22 protein-coding genes and 2 pseudogenes are annotated in these 19,509 nt (G+C 32.5%); all 24 read right to left on the minus strand.

What is annotated here, in order from left to right:
• Position 1: 1 nt before the first annotated feature.
• On the minus strand, positions 2–355 hold the full coding sequence (gene rsfS, locus LIX58_RS11055; protein WP_103298677.1) for a ribosome silencing factor: 354 nt from the start codon (positions 353–355) through the stop codon (positions 2–4).
• Complete coding sequence (gene yqeK, locus LIX58_RS11060; protein WP_226386329.1) at positions 356–940, minus strand: bis(5'-nucleosyl)-tetraphosphatase (symmetrical) YqeK; 585 nt, start codon at positions 938–940, stop codon at positions 356–358.
• Entirely contained in the window at positions 930–1,502 is a 573-nt protein-coding gene (locus LIX58_RS11065; RefSeq protein WP_154837547.1) for a nicotinate-nucleotide adenylyltransferase, read from the minus strand. Before LIX58_RS11065 ends, yqeK begins: the two co-directional genes overlap by 11 nt.
• Before the next feature lie 3 nt (positions 1,503–1,505).
• Positions 1,506–1,796 (minus strand): ribosome assembly RNA-binding protein YhbY, encoded by a 291-nt coding sequence (gene yhbY / locus LIX58_RS11070; protein ID WP_126567009.1) that lies wholly within the window; start codon positions 1,794–1,796, stop codon positions 1,506–1,508.
• Between the two features lies 1 nt (position 1,797).
• Entirely contained in the window at positions 1,798–2,604 is an 807-nt protein-coding gene (gene aroE, locus LIX58_RS11075) for a shikimate dehydrogenase (protein ID WP_126567010.1), read from the minus strand.
• Positions 2,605–2,617: 13 nt separating this feature from the next.
• Positions 2,618–3,718 (minus strand): ribosome biogenesis GTPase YqeH, encoded by a 1,101-nt coding sequence (gene yqeH, locus LIX58_RS11080; protein WP_126567011.1) that lies wholly within the window; start codon positions 3,716–3,718, stop codon positions 2,618–2,620.
• On the minus strand, positions 3,719–4,246 hold the full coding sequence (locus tag LIX58_RS11085; protein ID WP_126567012.1) for a YqeG family HAD IIIA-type phosphatase: 528 nt from the start codon (positions 4,244–4,246) through the stop codon (positions 3,719–3,721).
• A 22-nt stretch (positions 4,247–4,268) separates the two neighbouring features.
• Positions 4,269–4,955, minus strand: coding sequence for a 5'-methylthioadenosine/S-adenosylhomocysteine nucleosidase (gene mtnN, locus LIX58_RS11090; protein WP_154837545.1), 687 nt, complete (start codon positions 4,953–4,955; stop codon positions 4,269–4,271).
• Positions 4,956–5,116: 161 nt separating this feature from the next.
• Positions 5,117–6,355 (minus strand): NRAMP family divalent metal transporter, encoded by a 1,239-nt coding sequence (locus LIX58_RS11095; RefSeq protein ID WP_226386330.1) that lies wholly within the window; start codon positions 6,353–6,355, stop codon positions 5,117–5,119.
• 11 nt (positions 6,356–6,366) lie between these two features.
• Entirely contained in the window at positions 6,367–7,119 is a 753-nt protein-coding gene (pxpA, locus tag LIX58_RS11100) for a 5-oxoprolinase subunit PxpA (RefSeq protein WP_154837542.1), read from the minus strand.
• Positions 7,119–8,480, minus strand: coding sequence for an acetyl/propionyl/methylcrotonyl-CoA carboxylase subunit alpha (locus tag LIX58_RS11105; RefSeq protein WP_103328073.1), 1,362 nt, complete (start codon positions 8,478–8,480; stop codon positions 7,119–7,121). The genes pxpA and LIX58_RS11105 overlap by 1 nt, the downstream gene beginning before the upstream one ends.
• 14 nt (positions 8,481–8,494) lie before the next feature.
• Positions 8,495–8,749 (minus strand): annotated as a pseudogene (locus LIX58_RS12685) (acetyl-CoA carboxylase biotin carboxyl carrier protein); the annotation flags it as partial.
• A 74-nt stretch (positions 8,750–8,823) separates the two neighbouring features.
• Positions 8,824–8,947: pseudogene (locus LIX58_RS12690) on the minus strand (acetyl-CoA carboxylase biotin carboxyl carrier protein subunit); the annotation flags it as partial.
• 3 nt (positions 8,948–8,950) lie between these two features.
• Positions 8,951–9,952 carry a biotin-dependent carboxyltransferase family protein gene (locus LIX58_RS11115; protein ID WP_154837538.1) on the minus strand — a complete coding sequence of 334 codons (1,002 nt, stop codon included), beginning with the start codon at positions 9,950–9,952 and terminating at the stop codon, positions 8,951–8,953.
• A complete protein-coding gene (gene pxpB, locus LIX58_RS11120; RefSeq protein ID WP_126567018.1) occupies positions 9,942–10,673 on the minus strand; it encodes a 5-oxoprolinase subunit PxpB in 732 nt (243 codons plus the stop codon). The genes LIX58_RS11115 and pxpB overlap by 11 nt, the downstream gene beginning before the upstream one ends.
• A 448-nt stretch (positions 10,674–11,121) precedes the next feature.
• Positions 11,122–11,598, minus strand: coding sequence for a transcription elongation factor GreA (gene greA / locus LIX58_RS11125; RefSeq protein WP_103298269.1), 477 nt, complete (start codon positions 11,596–11,598; stop codon positions 11,122–11,124).
• Positions 11,599–11,678: 80 nt separating this feature from the next.
• Positions 11,679–12,302, minus strand: coding sequence for a uridine kinase (gene udk, locus LIX58_RS11130; protein ID WP_126567019.1), 624 nt, complete (start codon positions 12,300–12,302; stop codon positions 11,679–11,681).
• Complete coding sequence (locus tag LIX58_RS11135) at positions 12,302–13,570, minus strand: peptidase U32 family protein (protein WP_154837534.1); 1,269 nt, start codon at positions 13,568–13,570, stop codon at positions 12,302–12,304. Before LIX58_RS11135 ends, udk begins: the two co-directional genes overlap by 1 nt.
• Positions 13,571–13,584: 14 nt before the next feature.
• Positions 13,585–14,508 (minus strand): peptidase U32 family protein, encoded by a 924-nt coding sequence (locus LIX58_RS11140; RefSeq protein ID WP_154837533.1) that lies wholly within the window; start codon positions 14,506–14,508, stop codon positions 13,585–13,587.
• Between the two features lie 2 nt (positions 14,509–14,510).
• Positions 14,511–15,146: an O-methyltransferase gene (locus LIX58_RS11145; RefSeq protein ID WP_154837531.1), complete on the minus strand. Its 636-nt coding sequence runs from the start codon at positions 15,144–15,146 to the stop codon at positions 14,511–14,513.
• A 381-nt stretch (positions 15,147–15,527) separates the two neighbouring features.
• Entirely contained in the window at positions 15,528–15,842 is a 315-nt protein-coding gene (locus LIX58_RS11150) for a DUF1292 domain-containing protein (RefSeq protein WP_103298274.1), read from the minus strand.
• A 14-nt stretch (positions 15,843–15,856) separates the two neighbouring features.
• Entirely contained in the window at positions 15,857–16,285 is a 429-nt protein-coding gene (gene ruvX / locus LIX58_RS11155; protein WP_154837529.1) for a Holliday junction resolvase RuvX, read from the minus strand.
• A 3-nt stretch (positions 16,286–16,288) separates the two neighbouring features.
• Positions 16,289–16,549 (minus strand): IreB family regulatory phosphoprotein, encoded by a 261-nt coding sequence (locus LIX58_RS11160; RefSeq protein ID WP_126567024.1) that lies wholly within the window; start codon positions 16,547–16,549, stop codon positions 16,289–16,291.
• A 64-nt stretch (positions 16,550–16,613) separates the two neighbouring features.
• Positions 16,614–19,244: an alanine--tRNA ligase gene (alaS, locus tag LIX58_RS11165; RefSeq protein ID WP_154837527.1), complete on the minus strand. Its 2,631-nt coding sequence runs from the start codon at positions 19,242–19,244 to the stop codon at positions 16,614–16,616.
• Positions 19,245–19,509: the final 265 nt, after the last annotated feature.

Here is a 19,509-nt window from a genome sequence, read left to right on the forward strand (position 1 = left end):
ATTAATAAACTGCCTGTTCGTATGTTTCTATTGGCGCATCTTGATATAATTTCTCAATATTGTAGTAATTACGTTCATCTTTATGGAATATATGTACTACAACGTCTGCTAAATCAATTAATACCCAACGAGCACTTTGATATCCTTCCATACGTTTAACATCGATATCTTGCTCATGAGCAGCTTCCTTAACAGCTCTAGCAATTGATTGTACTTGTCTTTCATTATTACCATGACAAACCACAAAGTAATCAGTCATATCACTGATACCTTGCATACTAAGAGAAACGATATCTTCCGCTTTTTTGTTTTCTGTCGCATTGACAGCAATATTTAATAATTCTTCTGAATTCATTTAATCATCCTTTATTCTTTGATCACTATAATTGTAATAGTTTAAACATGAAATCGTTGCGCCGAATACTGTAATATCTTTACCAACTAAAAATAAAACTGTGCGCTTAGATATCTCATAAATTGTTTTATCTAAGCTACCTTGATTGTATGCCATATCTCGGATTTCTTCAACTCCGGGGGTCTTTCTTCCAGGCTCAATATAATCAGCAATAAAAACTAATTTTTCAGTTTTAGTCATTTCTTTACGACCGGTAGTATGGTTTTTAATAGCTAATAAAACTTCTTCATCTTGAACATTATATTCAGACTTCATAATTGCTGCACACACTGGGCCATGTAAAATTTCGCTGCCATAACTTAATAATTCGCTATCTAAATCGTGTTGGCGTACGATTTGATACATCGTACTTAAATCATCATATTTGCAATAATCGTGTAAGACGCCGGCTAATTCCGCTTTATCTTTGTCACCATCATAAATTTCTGCTAGTTTAACTGCTGTTTCAGCGACTCTTAATGAGTGTTTGAATCTTTTTTCAGGTAATTTATCTTTTATTAATTCAACAGCTTTTTTAATTTTCATAAAATCCTTCCTCTCTAATATAGTTATTAACCTTTCGAGGGACTAAGACATTTATAGTTTCTTTATTTTTTACGCGTTGTCTAATCATAGAAGAACTAATATCCATACGAGGAATAGTAATAGAAATCATATCCTCGTCAACTGTTTGATGATTTACGCCACGATTAATAATGATAAAAGTAATTAACTGTTTTAATTCTTCGATTTTATACCATTTATCTAATTGCTCATATTGATCAGTGCCAATAATAAAATAGTATTTAGCATCAGGTTCAATATTAACCAAATCTTTTAAAGTATCATACGTATAACTTTGACCTTTTCTTTGTAATTCAGCTTCACAGATTTCGCCAAAGCCAAGGTCACTTATAACCATTTCAATCATTTTCATCCTAAATTTAGCATCTAAATAATCATCATGACTTTTAAGAGGTGCCATATAACTTGGTAAAAAATAGAATTTATCAGGTTTAATAATAGAATGAACTTCATTAGCTACTAGCATATGTGCAGTATGAATCGGATTAAATTGACCGCCATATAAAACGATTTTTTTTACCATAACTTAAGGTAAAGTGATTTCTTTATTTTCTTCAGATTCTCTATAAATGACAATCATTGAACCAATTACTTGCACAACTTGACTATTAGTAGCCTCACTTAAAGTAGTTGCTAATTCATTTTTATCATCAAAGTTATTTTGTAATACGTGAATTTTAATAAGTTCTCTATTTTCAAGTGTATCATCAATTTGAGCAATCATATTTTCATTAATACCAGCTTTACCAATTTGAAAAATAGGATCAATATTATGAGCTAAACTTCTTAGATATCTTTTTTGTTTTCCTGTAAGCATATTATTCTCCTTTTAAATTTTTTAGTACTGCATATTTCATTTCTTGAATATTTGCTTGGTTTCCAGTCCAAATTCTAAAACTTTCTGCACCTTGATAGACGAACATATCCAGGCCATTATAAATTTGATTTCCTTTAGCTTCAGCCTCTTCTAAGAAAGGCGTTTTATAAGGAATGTAAACAATATCACTTACCAATGTATTTGGTGATAGATGTTTTAAGCTAATGACATGTTCTTTATTATCATCCATACCTGCAGGAGTCGTATTAATAATAATATCGAATTCATCTAAATGAGTCTCAGCTTCTTCAAGTGAAATCGCATTAACATCTAATGTCCAAGATTCAAAACGACTTATTGTTCTATTCGCAACTGTTAATTTAGGTTGGACGAACTTGTTCAATTCGTTTGCTATACCTTTACTCGCCCCCCCAGCACCTAAAATTAAAATATAAGCATTTTCTAAATCTGGATATACTTGTTTTAAGCCAGTTACATAACCTAGACCATCAGTATTATATCCAATCCATTTGCCATCTACTATTTTCACAGTGTTGACTGCACCTACAGTTTCTGATTGTGCATCAATTTCATCTAAAAAAGGAATGATACGTTCCTTATGTGGGATGGTAATATTAAAACCAGAAATATCTTTTTCTTCAATAATTTCGCGTATTTGATTAAAACGTTCTACTGGAATATGCAATGCTTCATATGAATCATTCATGTTTAATGAGTGAAAATTAGCATTATGCATGATTGGAGATAATGAATGTGAGATTGGATCACCTATTACAGCATATTTCATTTAAATTACCACCTTACATTATAGAGTTACGTAATATTACATCAACATTCTTTGGAACTCTAACGATTACTTTTGCGCCTGCTTCAATAGTAATAAAGCCTAATCCAGAAATCATCACATCTCTTTTTTCTTTACCCGTTTCTAATCGGACTGCTTTAATATTACTCATATCAAAATTCTTAGCATCTTTTGGAGGGGTTAAGACATTGCCAATTTGATTACGCCATAAGTCATTTGCCTTTTCAGTTTTAGTACGATGAATATTTAAATCATTTGAAAAATAGCACACTAATGGACGTTTTCCACCACTTACATAATCAATTCTTGCTAACCCGCCAAAGAATAAAGTTTGCCCTTCGTTTAGTTGAAAGACACGTTGTTTAATCTCATTTTTAGGTACAACAATTTTTAATTCTTTTTCAGTCACGTAATGCGTCATTTGATGTGCTTGAATAATACCCGGTGTATCATACATAAATGTACGTTCATCAAGTGGAATATCTATCATATCTAAAGTAGTACCTGGGAATCTTGAAGTAGTAACGACATCTTTTTCTCCGACACTTTGTTCAATCAACTTATTAATGAGCGTAGATTTCCCTACGTTTGTAGTGCCGACGATATAGACATCATTATTGTCACGGTGGTGATCGATTGCCGCTAATAAATCATCAATTCCCCAACCTTTGTGAGCAGATATTAATATCACTTCTTCGGCCTCTAATCCGTATTTTCTCGCTGTTCTTTTTAGCCATTCTTTTACACGACGTTTATTAATTTGTTTAGGTAGTAAATCAAGCTTATTAGCTGCTAAAATAATCTTTTTATTACCTACAATACGTTTAATAGCGTTGATAAAAGACCCTTCAAAATCAAAGATATCTACGACGTTGACGATAATTCCTTTACGATCAGCTAATCCGTTTAATAAATTTAAAAAGTCGTCGCTGTCCATCCCAACATCTTGAATTTCATTATAATTTTTAAGTCTAAAACAACGTTGACAAATCACATCTTCTCTAAATAAATTATGTTCTGGCACATAACCAGGTGCATTTTTATCTTCAGATTGAAGAGGTGCTCCACAACCTATACATTTTAAAGTTTCATCCAATCAATTTTCCTCCCATTTAATGTATCCTTTATTTTTAAAATAATTTAGTAAACGACGTTCGATTATTCTATTAAATTTCGTAATAAATCCATCAGTTCTTTTCACGGGAACAACCATGATAGTATATAAACCATTGCGATTACCACCAAAAACATCTGTAAGCATTTGGTCGCCAATAACAATTGTTTCTTTAGGTTGAATTTGCATATGCTTAATTGCTTTTTTAAATGCTTTACCCATAGGTTTACGTGCTTTAAAGATAAAATCCACATTCAAGTCTTTAGAAAAACTTGATACACGTTCTTCATTATTATTTGAAACTATAGTGATAGTAATACCTAAATCATTGGCTTTTTTAAACCATTCTTTAACTTCAATAGTAGGAGATTTTACGTCCCATCCTACTAATGTATTATCTAAATCTGTAATAATGCCTTTAAATCCTGCTTTTGCTAATTTTTCAATATCAATTTCAAAAACAGATTTAACATAATCATTTGGCATGAAATATTTTTTAATTAACCCCATAATCTTCACCTTTAATATTTTTTTATAGTTCAGATATTAACTTTTCTACAATCTTACTTGATGATTGAGCTGCTTTTCCTAAAAATTCTTCAAAAGACATTTCAGCTTCTCCATTAGCTAAATCTGAAACAGCACGCGTAACAATAAATGGTACTTTAAATTGATAACAAGTTTGTGCGATTGCTGTCGCTTCCATCTCAACAGCCATAGCAGTTGGAAATTGTCGTTTAATATTTAAACGTTGCTCCGCACTGCCAATAAAACTATCACCACTAACAATTGGACCAACTTTAGCAGTTAAATCTTGATTAATAACGATTTGTTCAGTTAATTTTAATAGTTTTGGATCCGCATTAAATTTCGCAGGCATTTGAGGTATTTGACCATATTCATACCCAAAAGCAGTAGCATCAGCATCATGATAAATCACTTCATTACTAATTAAAATATCACCTACTGCTAAACTCTCATCTAAAGCACCTGCAGATCCCGTATTAATGATAATTTGGGGATTAAACTTTTCAATCAATAAAGTTGTTGAAATAGCTGCGTTAACTTTACCTATTCCACTTTGAGTTAGTACCACTTCTTTATTGTTTAGTTTACCTCTGTAGAATTTTACATGAGCTGAAGTAATTTCACTCAACTCTACTAATTTATCTTTTAAAATAGCTACTTCTTCTTCCATAGCTCCTATAATTCCAATCATATTTACACCTCTATCTTCATCTTAGCATAAGCTATTTTATCATAATTTTATAGTCATCACGACCAAGATAAGTTAATTACACGATAAATAGTGGTTCTTTAATTTTAAAAATAAAAATAAGGCTGAGACATTTGATATTTGTCTCAGCCTGCTCAAGTATATTAGCCTTTCCATAGAGTGGCTAAATCTTGTAATGAGAATATTCCAGTAATAATTGTAACTACTACCGCAAGTATACCGAATACTAGCATCCAAGTTGGATGTTTATAGTCTCCGACAACTGATTTCTTACGACTTGCGATAAGGATAGCTCCTAATGTGATAGGTAAAATCCAACCATTAATAGCTCCTGCAATAATCAATAAGCTTACTGGTTTACCAATAAATAAGAAGATTAAAGTTGATACAACAATAAAGATAATGACGATAAGGTTATTTTTATTAACCGTTGATTTATGTAACGTTTTTAAGAACGTTGCACTAGTGTATGCGGAACCAATTACAGATGACATAGCTGCAGCAAAGATAACTACACCAAAGATGTTTTTACCAATAGGTCCAATAGCATGTTCAAATACTGATGCTGGTGGATTATCTGCACTTAAAGTTACACCAGTTACCACTACACCTAATACTGCTAAGAAAAGTAACGTTCTCATAATACCAGTAGTTAAGATGCCAGCAATAGCAGAGCGGTTGACGAATGGTAAAAACTGTTGACCTTTCATACCTGAATCAAGCAATCTATGTGCTCCAGCAAACGTGATGTATCCTCCAACTGTACCACCAACTAAAGTAATAATTGGTAAAATCAATTTAATAGGATGTTCTGGTGCTACTGTACGAACCAATGCTTCTCCATATGGCGGATTAGATACCACCATGACATATGCCACTACAAGTATCATAACCACACCTAGAATCATTGATACAACGTCCATAATTTTTTGGCCACTTTTACTTACAAATATTAAAATAGAGAATATCGCTGTGATAGCAGCGCCCCACTTAATATCTAGTCCAAACATCGCGTTTAATCCTAGACCTGCACCGGCAATGTTACCTATATTGAACGCTAATCCCCCAAAAGCGATTAACAATGAAATGACTGTACCTAAACCAGGTAACACTTTGTTTGATACTTCTTGTCCTCGTAAACCAGTTACTACAAGTACACGCCAAATATTTATTTGAGCGCCAATATCAATAATGATTGAAATCAATATTGCAAAAGCAAAACTAGCATAAAATTCTGCAGTAAATACTGCTGTTTGTGTTAAGAAAGCTGGTCCAATTGCTGACGTAGCCATTAAAAAGACTGAACCATAGAGTAAACGTCTATGATTTTTTGTGAATTGGAAATCTTTCTCGTTAGTTTTTGGTTTTAAATTTTCTCCCATCTTGGAACCCCCTATAAGGATTGAATATCAATGCCTTCTTTCGTTAATTTTTTTCTGATTTGTGATACAAAATCTAATGCATGGGCGCCATCTCCATGCACACAAATTGTATCGGCTTTTAAATCAATTTCTTTCCCATTTTTACTAATCACTTTATTTTCAGTAACCATTTTAATTACTTGATCTAACGCTTCATCAGTATCTGTGATAACTGCATCAGCTTCTTTACGACTAACTAATTGGCCATTATCTTCATAACGTCTATCTGCAAAGACCTCTGAAGCAGTCTTAAGACCAACTGATTCAGCTTCTGAAATTAATAAAGAATTAGATAAACCTACTAAAACTAATGATGAATCAAAGTCATATACAGCTTGTGCAATAGCATGGGCAATATTTTTATCTTTTGCACCCATATTATATAAAGCACCGTGCGGTTTTACATGGTTAATAGTTGTGCCATGGGCTTTACAAAATCCTTCCAAAGCACCTAGTTGATAAATCATTAAATTGTAAACTTCTTGTGGCGCAATATCAATATTTCTGCGTCCGAAACCTTTTAAATCTGGTAGACCAGGATGTGCACCAATACTTACACCATTGTCTTTAGCTATTTTCACTGTGTCATTCATTACATTTTCATCCCCTGCATGGAAACCACAGGCAACATTAGCAGAAGTGATCAATGGAATAATATCTTTATCCCCACCAAATGAATAATTACCAAATGCTTCGCCTAAATCACAATTCAAATCAATCTTCATTAAAGCTCAACTCCTTTGATAATTTGATGTTTCTCAAGGAATTTAATATCTACATCTTTTGCATCGCCATCAGCATATAATGGATAGCTTAAAACTGCATATAAAAAGTCTGCTGTAGTTGAAAAGCCTTCAATTACCATTTCATCAAGTGCTACTTTTAATTTTTTAATAGCATTTTCACGATTAGCATCTTTAACAATAACTTTAGCTACTAAAGAATCGTAATAAGGAGATACTTGATAACCAGGATATAACAGAGAATCTACACGAATATTAAACCCTTGAGGTAAATGTAACTTTTTAACTTTACCAGGTGTAGGTTGGAATTTCTTTTCAGGATTCTCAGCATTAATTCGTGCTTCAATAACATGGCCATTAAACACAATATCTTCTTGAGTGAATGGTAATTCGCCATGTTGTAGTAAATAAAGTTGTGCTTGCAATAAGTCTCTATCAGCACGCATTTCAGTTACAGTGTGCTCTACTTGGATACGTGCATTCATTTCGATGAAGTAATGTGCATCTTCTGTAACTAAGAATTCAATTGTACCTGCACTTCTGTAATTAGAAGCTTTAGCTACTTTAACAGCGTCTTCACAAATTTGTTTGCGTCGCTCTTCTGATAGAGCCGCACAAGGAGATTCTTCAATTAATTTTTGGTTTTTACGTTGAACGGAACAATCACGCTCACCTAAGTGAACATAATTTTCTTTACCATCACCTATAATTTGAACTTCTACGTGTTTTGCTACTGGTATGAATGCTTCAACGTATACACGATCATCATTAAAGTATTTTTGGCCTTCGCTTTTGGCTTCTTTTAATGATTTTTCTAATTGTTCAGGTTCTTTAACAATACGGATACCTTTACCGCCACCACCGCTAGCAGCTTTTAAAACAACTGGGTAACCAATTTCTTTAGCTAATTCTTTAACTTCTTCTACTGAATTAACCGCACCAGACGAACCTGGTATTACAGGAACGCCAGCAGAATCTACAGTTTGACGCGCAGTGATTTTATCACCCATCATTTCCATAGTTGTTTTATTAGGACCAATAAAATGGATATCATTTTCTTCAACTTTTTCAGCGAACGTTGTACTTTCAGATAAGAAACCATATCCTGGATGAATCGCATTAGCACCGGTAATTTCAGCAGCACCAATTATACGTTCAATATTTAAATAACTGTCTAGTGGGTTAGCTTCTCCAATACAAACAGCTTGGTCAGCAAGGCTAACGTGTAAGCTTTTTTCGTCCCCTTTAGCGTAAATCGCAACAGTTTCTATACCCATTTCACGACACGCTCTAATGATACGGACCGCGATTTCTCCTCTGTTAGCTACTAAACAACGATACATACACAAGTTCCCCCTTATTTGACTTTAACTAGTACTTGATCATATTCTACATTTGTTCCATGATCTACAACGATTTCGGCTACTTCTCCGTCAACGTCACTAGTCACTTCATTCATGACTTTCATCGCTTCGATATAACCAATTACATCGCCAGATTTAATTTGATCCCCTACTTTAATTTGAGGTTCAGTTAGCTCTTTACTATCTTGTAAGAAGAACGTGCCAACCATAGGAGACTTAATTTCTTGAGCGCTATCATTTGAACTACCATTTTGACTTTGAGTTGAAGTTTCTTCATTTGTATTATTATTTTGCACTGTTTGTGAAGGAGCACTTACATTATCTTGGCTTTGAACGCCTTCTGTAAAGTCTAACTCTAATTCACTTTTATTATCTTTGAATTTGAAACGTTTAACTCCGTTTGATTTTACTAAATTAATGACCTCTTCTATTTTTTTAATATTCACTAATTATTCCTCCTCAATTATTTTTGCCAATTTATGTGATGTTGGTCGCATAGATTGAATATTGTAGATTGGTTCTTTTTCGATACGATTAAGCAATGTTTTTAAATGTTCATCAAACTCTTGTAAATGTTGATTAGCATCCTCAATCGAAATCCATTTAAATTGAAGTTGATCGCCTGGTTTCAACTGAGCTAGCTTATTCAAATCAAGTTGACTCACTGTTGCTATTTTCGTATATCCTCCAACAGTTTGTTTATCATTCAATAAGATGATTGGATTGCCGTCATTTGGTACTTGAATACTACCTAACGCTACAGGCTCAGATATAATATCGGCACTTTCTTCAGGTGCAATATTATTACCTATTAAACGGTACCCCATTCTATCTGATTGGTCGGAAATATTGTATTCACCTTCAACTAAAAGATTTCTTTTTTCTTCTGAAAATGCCTCAAACTGTGGCCCTTCTATAATATGAATAATGTTATCTTTAGGTGTAGCATCATAATCAAGCGTTTTACCTAAATTGTTTTTATAGGTGTCGTTAGACTTAACTTTAATAACATCATTCTTTTTCAAAGTTCTGCCTTTATATCCGCCAATTTGACTTCTAGTGTGCGTTGAGTAACTATCAGCAACTTCAATGATGTCTAATGGACGACCAAAGAATAAATAGCCACGAGCACCTTCTATAGCAGAACCTATTTCAAGTTTATCGCCTTTTGCAGCGAACATTACTGTGTTATGTGCCACTTCTTGTTGATTCAACTTAGCATTAAATTTAGCACCAGTAATAACGAAAGTATTATCTTCTTGAAATTCAATGGTTGGGCCTATAACTGTAAATTCAAGGCTTGGTCCCTCATTATTGATTAAAGCCTGACCTAATTTGAAACTATTTCGATCCATTGCACCAGCACTTGAAAATCCTAAATGTTGGTAACCATAACGCCCTAAATCTTGTACTGTAGTAAAGAGACCAGGCTTAATAATTTTAATGCTCATAGTTATTAGTCACCCACTTTTCTTTATTAAATTTATTATTTGCAATTTCAGTTTCTATTTCTTTAAAAGTAGATTCATCAATCGCATAAAATTTAATATAATCACCAGCTTCGTAAAGCGTCATTGGATTTGAATATTGATCAAAGACTTTTAAAGGTGTACGACCAATGATTTGCCATCCTCCTGGAGAATCTGATGGATATAAACCTGTTTGATTATTAGCAATACCTACTGAACCAGCATTAATCTTGACTCTTGGTTCAGAACGACGAGGCGTATGTAAACGTTTATCCAATCCACCTAAAAATGGGAATCCAGGCATAAAGCCTAGCATATAAATTAAATATTCATTATCAGTGTGGATTTTAATTACTTCATCAATACTTAAGTTATTGTGTTTTGCAACTTCCTCTAAATCTGGACCAACTTCTAAGTTATATAGTACTGGAATATGTATCACTTTCTTATCATCATTCTTATTTGATGTAGAAAGTTCAATATCATCTAATTCTAGTTGTGTTATAAGCTGTTCATAATTTAATTGCTTATTGTCAAAATTAATCATAATTGCTCGATATGAAGGTACAACATCTCTAATAGCTGAAATATTTTTTGAAAGTATGTATTGTGTAGTTGTATCTACATCTTTATAGTTTTGTTCACTAATTTCTTCTTTGAAATAAAGTAAAATTGATTGTTCATTTATAACTTTAATTTCCAATATGATGCCTCCCCCCTCTAAAAGCTACTTACATTTCTAAACAAGTTCCACTAATAAATTAGCTTTGATTTTTTTTATTTTGAAAATGTGATTAGCTTAGCTAGACATAAAACAATATTTATAAAAAAATTATAACATTTGTAAATCGTAGTTGTTTAATAAGTATTTCAAATTAAGAATAATAAAAAAAGTAAGGACAAAATTGTAATCGCTTACTTTATTGTATTCATAGCATTTATTTAGTTGTATTTACATAGTTATTTAAGCATATAAAATAGAATTTGTCATGAAAAATTTATAATTTTTAAAAAGATTTAGTCATATTTATACCGTAAAATGTTTATTTTAAAGGTAAAACAATTTAAAAATGTTAATTTTACAATATTTTTCGTATGAAACTAAAGAAACACTTCAAATATCTAAGCTGACATTTGAAGTGTTATATAAATTACTTAATATCTACGATTTTAACGTTAATTTCGCCACCATTTGGAAGTGGTACGCGAACTTCATCATTTAAGTTTTTACCAATTAAAGCTTTAGCCATTGGTGATTCATTTGAAATTTTACCTTTAAAGGCATCTGCTTCTGCAGAACCAACAATTTGGTAACTTTCTTCTTCATCACCAGGTAATTCTACAAATGTTACTGTTTTACCAATTTGTACTACATTGTTATCGCCAGTATCTTCAATAATTAAAGCATAACGTAACATATGTTCAATTCGTTGAATATCTTGTTCGATAAAACCTTGTTCGTCTTTTGCTGCATCGTACTCTGAGTTCTCAGATAAGTCACCAAATGAACGTGCAACTTTAATTTTTTCAACTACTTCTGGACGTTTAACCGTTTTTAATTCTTCTAATTCTTGTTCTAATTTTTCATAACCTTCTTGAGTCATTGGATATTGTTTTTGATTTTCCATTATGTCATCTTCCTTTTCACATACTGAGATTTAACTTATAGAATAATTAAAAAATAACGTAATATTAGTTTACTTATAAGCTATTGTTTACTTACAAGTGTTTGGATCTTAGTTGTCATTATATCAATTGCGACCTTATTACTTCCGCCTTCTGGAATAATAATATCAGCATAGCGTTTAGTAGGTTCTATAAATTGATTATGCATAGGTCTGACAACATTTAAATATTGGTTGATTACTGATTCCATTGAACGACCACGCTCTTTAGTATCTCGTACTAAACGACGTAAAATTCTTAAGTCGGCATCAGTATCGACATATATTTTAACATCCATCATATCACGTAAAGTTTTATTTTCTAATGCAAATATACCTTCTACGATAATAACATCTTTAGGCTCAAATGCAATCGTTTCATCACTTCTAGTGTGATTAGTATAGTCATACGTCGGTACTTCTACAGCATGACCATTACGTAAGTCTTTTAAATTTTCAATTAATAGATCGTTATCAAATGCGAAGGGATGGTCATAGTTTGTTTCTAAACGTTCTTCAAAAGTTAAGTGTGATTGGTCTTTATAATAATAATCTTGAGCTAATAAGGCTACGCTATGACCTTCTAAATTCTTCATAATTTCATTAGTAACTGTAGTTTTACCAGAGCCAGATCCGCCTGCAATACCAATAATAGTTGTGTTCGTCATTATCCGATTTCCTTTCTCATCATGTTGTTAGGATAAATAGGATGATTTACCTTGATTTGGACAATTTGAAGTGGATGACGTGCAGCATCCAAGCGATTTCCTTCTTCATCATAAATCTCATCAATGACTTGTCTGAAACTTTCAATTTCAGGACCGAAGAATTCAATTTCTTGACCAGGTTTAAAATGATTACGTTGTTGGATAGTTGCAATTTGAGATTTAGAATCATAGTCTAGCACTAATCCACAAAAATCGTAAGGTGACTTTTTATTTTGTTGTAAACCAAACATTTGCTCTTCATATCCTGGTGTACCTTCAAAGAAAGCTGGTGCTGTATCTCTATTAGCACATTTGTCTAGCTCAATTAGCCATTCTGGTTTAATCTTAAAATTCTCAGGGTCTTCTGCATACGCATCAATCACTTTTCTATAAACAGAAACGACAGTAGCAATATAGTGAATTGATTTCATACGTCCTTCGATTTTAAGTGAATCGATACCAATGTCCATCATTTGAGGAATTGATTCTATTAATTTCAAATCTTTAGGACTCATAGCAAAAGGTACTACATCGCCATCTTGATAATATAAATCAAGTTCTCCATCCTCATCAACAGAAAGTAAATCGTAATCCCATCGACAACTTTGACAGCATCCACCTCTGTTAGAATCACGTGCTGTCATATGGTTACTTAATGTACATCTACCAGAATATGCAATACACATTGCACCATGAATGAATGCTTCAATTTCAATATCAACATTCTCTTTCATTTCCTTCATTTCCATAGCACCAGTTTCACGTGCTAATACAACTCGATTTAAACCTTCTTCTTTCCAATATTCAACGGCTTTATAATTAGAAAGTGATTGTTGAGTAGAGAGATGAATTTCTAATCTTGGTGCTACGCGTTTACATGCTTCAATAATCAGTGGATCAGCTACAATAATTCCTGTTGCACCGGTCGCTTCTAATTCCATTAAGTAAGATTCTAAACCATCGATATTTTCATCATGTGCAATAATATTAGTTGTTACATAAATTTTAGCGCCATATTGATTAGCGAATTCTACACCTTCTTGAATTTCTGCCATTGTAAAATTATCCGCATTAGATCTTAAACCATATTCCTGTCCACCTAGGAATACTGCGTCAGCACCATAATGTACAGCAATTTTTAATTTTTCCAAATTACCAGCAGGCGCTAATAATTCAGGTTTTTTAACTTTAGTTTTATTTTTTGAATTAATTTCAGTTAATGTTTTCATACAAGCGCCTCCTTTTAATAAACAGTTTGTTTGTATAAAAATCCTTCATCAAACGGACGATGTTCTGGTTGAATTTCTTCAATTGGATCTACTAACATAAATTTTTCATCTTCATATGCTTCAGGATCTTCATTATATAAATCTATAGCTTCTCTATATTGAGTAGTTACAGTATTGATATATTCTTCACTTTGTAGAACACCATCAATTTTAAATGAATCAATGCCAGCTTCAAAGAATGGTTCAAGTTCTTCGATTAAGCAAATATCATTAGGTGACATGATGTGTGTACCATTATAATCCTCGAACACTGGATATTTATTATCACGTTCTTCATCATATAATAACAATTCAGTATCATTTTTATCACGTTGAATTTTCATCTGTCTATCTTGGAATGTATAATAATTGCCAAGTAACATACGTTTAGATTGGAACATACAAGTCATACCATGTACCTGAACTTCAATTTCTACATCCGCATTCTCTTTAATATTAATAATTTCGTCTAAGTTTAATTCGCGTGCTAATACTGCTCGTTGTGCGCCTCTTTTACCCCAGTAGTTGCATTGGAAGTAGTTCGTCACTATAGTTTCAGCGTTCCAATTAAGAGGAATCGGATTACTTTGTTGCTTAACGAACATCACTACAGCCGGATCACCAAATATAATTCGATCGACGTTGACTTCATGTAAGAAATTAATATAATCTTCAAGCGCATTTAAATGATAATTATGGAAAATGCCATTTACAGCAACATAAACTTTTTTCTCGTTATCATGCGCTAATTTAACAGCTTGTTTAATATCATCACGATTAAATTCTCCAGCTAATCGTAATCCAAACTTTTCTTCCCCAATAACAAATGCATCAGCACCTAAATCAATTAATGTTTCCATATGAGCTAGTGATTTAGGGGTAACTAGTAATTCTGTCATTTTTATTCTCCTTTAATAGATATGGCTAACCCATCATCCATATTTACAAAATTAGTTTGATAATTTTCTTGAGCCATTAACCAAGTATTAAATTTCTGCACTTTTTTTACCATTTGTTTAACGTTTCTAGAGCGAACAACATCTATATTCGCCACAAAACCGTGATAAAGTACATTATCTGTAATGACAAGACCGCCTTTTTTAAGTAAAGGTGTATATAATTCAAAGAACTTTTTTGATTGTGCTTTAGCCGCATCAATAAATATAATATCGTATTCTTGGTCATTAACGTGAGAATATTGTTCTAATGCATTACCTTCTATTAGTCTGATTTGATTTTTATAACCGTATTTTTCAAAATTTGATTTAGCTTGTTGAATCATAGCTTCATCACGTTCCATTGTCGTAATACTTATATCATCTGAAATTGAAGCGAATTGCATTGAACTATACCCAATCGCTGTTCCTATTTCAAGTATGTTTTTAGCTTGATGTATTCTAATTAATTGTTTTACTAATTCTAGAGATAATCGATCTATTATAGGTACGGCATGTTCTTCAGCATAAGCTCTTAATTCTTCAATATGATTGTTTGTTTTTTCATGTATTCCAAGTAAATACTGTTGATTTGCTTCCATTTTTTACTTCCTTTTAAAATACAAAATAACATTAAAAATAATCAGTCTATTTACTGGAAGTTTTACTTCTTAATATAAGTTTTAATTCGAAAACTTATTTGTTTAATGACTGATTGAATAATTAATATATGCTTATAAGATTTAAACTTTATATATTTTACCATAGTTTCAAACTAAATTTAAGAATGAATTTGGAAAATGGAAGCTTTATATTTGATTTGAAATCATCATACGGTAAAATTCTAATTGAATATCACTATGATGTGTTAATTGACAGATAAAATATAGTTTACAAAAAATCCCTCCATAATTAAATCACATTATGGAGGGATTCTAAATTCTAATATTTAATTTCACATGAACAGAATAGCTATTAAATCTCTATTCTTCCATGTTTGTATTAACAACTTCTTCAATCATATCCCATTCTTCATCCGTTTCGATTGGTACTAATTTACCACCATCGCCTGATTCATCAGGTTCGTTAATCATAGGGATAAGTTCGATCATATCATCGTCGTCAGATTGAGCGCCTTCTTCGGCTAAAATGACATATTCTTTTTTGAATTCAGGATGATAGAATTCTAACATTTTTCTGTATAAAACTTCATTACCATCTTCATCAAATAATGTTAATAATTCTTCTTCATTACTAATATTTAACTCAGAGTTATGGTCGTGATTATGTTCAGTCATAATTTAAATCTCCTTTATTGGATAGAATCTAAATAGCCTTGCAAAATAAATACAGCGGCCATTTTGTCAATAACTTTCTTTCTCTTCTGTCTTGAAACATCTGCTTCAAGTAGTGAACGTTCAGCAGCCATTGTACTTAAACGTTCATCCCACATAATTATTTCTATATCTGGTAATGCTTCTTGTAGCAACTTCTTGTATTGTAACGAAGCTTCGCCACGAAATCCAATAGAATTATTCATATTTTTTGGTAAACCAATTACTACTGAACCTACATTGTGTTCTTTGATAATTGTTACTAATTTATCAATACCAAATTCGTTATTTTCCTCATTGATTCTAAGAGTGTCTAATCCTTGGGCAGTCCATCCCATTAAATCACTAATTGCTATGCCTACAGTTATACTTCCTACATCTAAACCTAAAATCTTGTGTGTTAACATAAATTATTGTTTATGCTCTTTAAGATAGTTTGAAACAAGTTCTTCCATAATTACATCTCGGTCGATATGACGGATTTGATTACGGGCATCATTTTGACGTGGAATATAAGCTGGATCACCTGATAGTAAATAACCAACAATTTGATTTACAGCATTATAGCCACGTTCTTCAAGCGTTTGATGTACGTTGATTAAGACTGATTCGACATTTTCTTTAGGGATTTCTTCATAATTAAACTTCATTGTTTTATCAATATTTTCCATAGATGCGACACTCCTCTAATACGAATTATCTTACATAATAATTTTACACTAGTTGATTACAAAGTTATAGGTTTTTAATGTAATCTTTAATAAAGCGTAATGAGTTTGTGATATTTTCAGGTTCAGTACCGCCACCTTGAGCCATATCAGGACGGCCACCACCTTTACCACCAACTACAGGAGCCATATTTTTAATAATATCTCCAGCTTTAATTTGACTTGTATATTCTTTAGGGACTGTTGCGATAAGTGAAACTTTACCATTAACTTCACTTGCTAAAATGATGATAGCATCTTGTTGTTTAGATTTAAAGTCATCCATTGTTTGTCTGATCTCTTTAGGATTTGAAACTTCAACTTCAGTAGCAAGTACTTTGAAGCCATTAATTGTTTCAATTTGATCTTCAATATTACCCATTTTAAGTGATGTAATTTCTTTATTACGTTGTTCAAGTTGTTTATGAAGTTCTTTTTGTTCATCTTGAATTTGTACTACTTTATCATAAACTTGATTGTCTGATTTTACTTTTAATTGAGTTTTAATAGAATTGAATTTATTTTGGACTTCTTCTAAGTATAAGAATGCTGCTTTACCAGTTAGTGCTTCGATACGTCTTACGCCTGCACCAGTACCTGATTCACTAACAATTTTAAATAAACCAATTTCAGCTGTATTATCTACGTGAATACCACCGCATAATTCAATTGAGAATGGTGCCATATTTACTACGCGCACGATATCTCCATATTTTTCACCAAATAATGCCATAGCACCCATTTCTTTAGCTTCAGCTATTGGCATTTCTTGGATGTGAACAGAAATACCTCTCCAAATTTCTTCATTCACACGTCTTTCTACTCGATCAATTTCCTCTTGAGTCATCGGACCAAAGTGAGAGAAGTCAAATCTTAATCTTTCGCTTTCAACTAATGATCCAGCTTGGTTAACATGCTCACCTAATACTTCTTTTAATGCAGCGTGTAATAAGTGTGTTGCGCTGTGGTTCTTTTGAATGTCTTTACGTTCATCGCGATTTACGCTTGCATCTACTTCACTATTAACAGTAACCTGTCCAAATTGCACGACACCTTGATGCAAGTTTTGACCATTTGGCGCTTTAGTTACTTCATGAACTTCAATTTCAAAATTGTCATTACCTACTGTACCTTTATCAGCTACTTGTCCCCCACTAACAGCATAGAAAGGTGTATCTTTAAGTACAAAGTAAATAGTTTCGCCAGCTTCTACACTTTCAACTTTTTCACCATTGAAGATTAAATCTGTTAATGTAGTTTGGTAATCTGTAGTTTCATAACCTACAAATTTACTATCAGTATTGATATTTTTTAATACGTCACTTTGCACTTGCATTGATTGAGAACTTTGGCGTGCTTCTCTAGCACGAGTACGCTGTTGTTGCATTTCTTCTTCAAAAGTCGCCATATCAACACTAATGCCTTCTTGACTTGATAGTTCTTCAGTTAATTCAATTGGGAAACCATAAGTGTCATATAGTTTGAATGCATCAGAACCATTGATTTCATGCGTAGATGCTTTTGCTTTATCGATTAACTGATTTAAAATAGTTAAACCTTCTTGTAATGTTTCATGGAAACGTTCTTCTTCAGATTTCACTACACGTTGGATGAATTCAGCTTTCTCTTTAACGTTTGGATAATAAGGTTCCATAATCTCAGCCACTATATCTACTAATTTGAACATAAATGGTTCATTAATTCCTAGACTTTGACTAAATCTTACTGCACGGCGTAATAAACGACGTAATACATAGCCTCGTCCTTCATTTGAAGGTAATGCACCATCTGAAATCGCAAATGCAATTGTTCTAATATGATCAGCAATAACTTTGAATGCTACATCTTGTTCAGCAACTTCTAGATATTTTCTACCTGAAACATTCTCAACTTCATGAATAATAGGCATAAATAAATCAGTTTCATAGTTAGTACGAACATTTTGTGAAATAGAAGCCATACGCTCTAATCCCATACCAGTATCAATATTTTTATTTGGTAGCGGCGTATACGTATTATCTTTATTATGGTTAAACTCACTGAATACTAAGTTCCATACTTCTAAATATCTTTCATTTTCTCCACCTGGATACATTTCTTCTGCAGGATCGTTTTGACCATACTCTTCACCACGATCATAGAAGATCTCAGTATTCGGACCTGAAGGACCTTCACCAATATCCCAGAAGTTTCCTTCAATTCGAATAATGCGACTTTCTTCAAGACCAACCTCTTCATTCCATAAACGGTATGCTTCTGTATCCTTTGGATGAATTGTTACGTATAATTTTTCAGGTTCCATAGCCATCCATTTTTCACTTGTTAAGAATTCCCATGCAAATTCAATTGCTTCTTTTTTGAAATAATCCCCAATAGAGAAATTACCTAACATTTCAAAAAACGTATGGTGTCTAGCAGTAAAACCTACATTCTCAATATCGTTCGTTCTAATCGCTTTTTGAGAGTTAACAATTCTAGGTTTTCTAGGTGTTTCACGACCATCGAAATATTTCTTTAATGTCGCTACACCAGAGTTGATCCATAATAAAGAATCGTCATCAATCGGTACTAATGGTGCAGAAGGTTCAACCATATGTCCTTTTTCTACAAAGAAATCAATATACATTTGACGAATGTCACTTGCTTTTAAATTTTTCATTTATTCCACTCCTAAACATTCTTTATTTTAAAAAATTAAAGAAAAACAAAAAAACGTCCATCCTCAATCAAGGGACGAACGTTTTCGCGGTACCACCCTAGTTATAAACACACTGATTATTTCAAAATAACAATCATGTTTATCACTTAATTACAATATGAAACTATCATGAAGTAGCGTTCAACAATTAACCCTGCACTTTTCACCAACCAGTGCCTCTCTATAAGTGTTTAAATTGCCTACTCATCTTCATGTGAATTTAAAT

This window comes from Staphylococcus sp. Marseille-Q1834 (assembly GCF_916858875.1).
Taxonomy (GTDB): domain Bacteria; phylum Bacillota; class Bacilli; order Staphylococcales; family Staphylococcaceae; genus Staphylococcus; species Staphylococcus pragensis.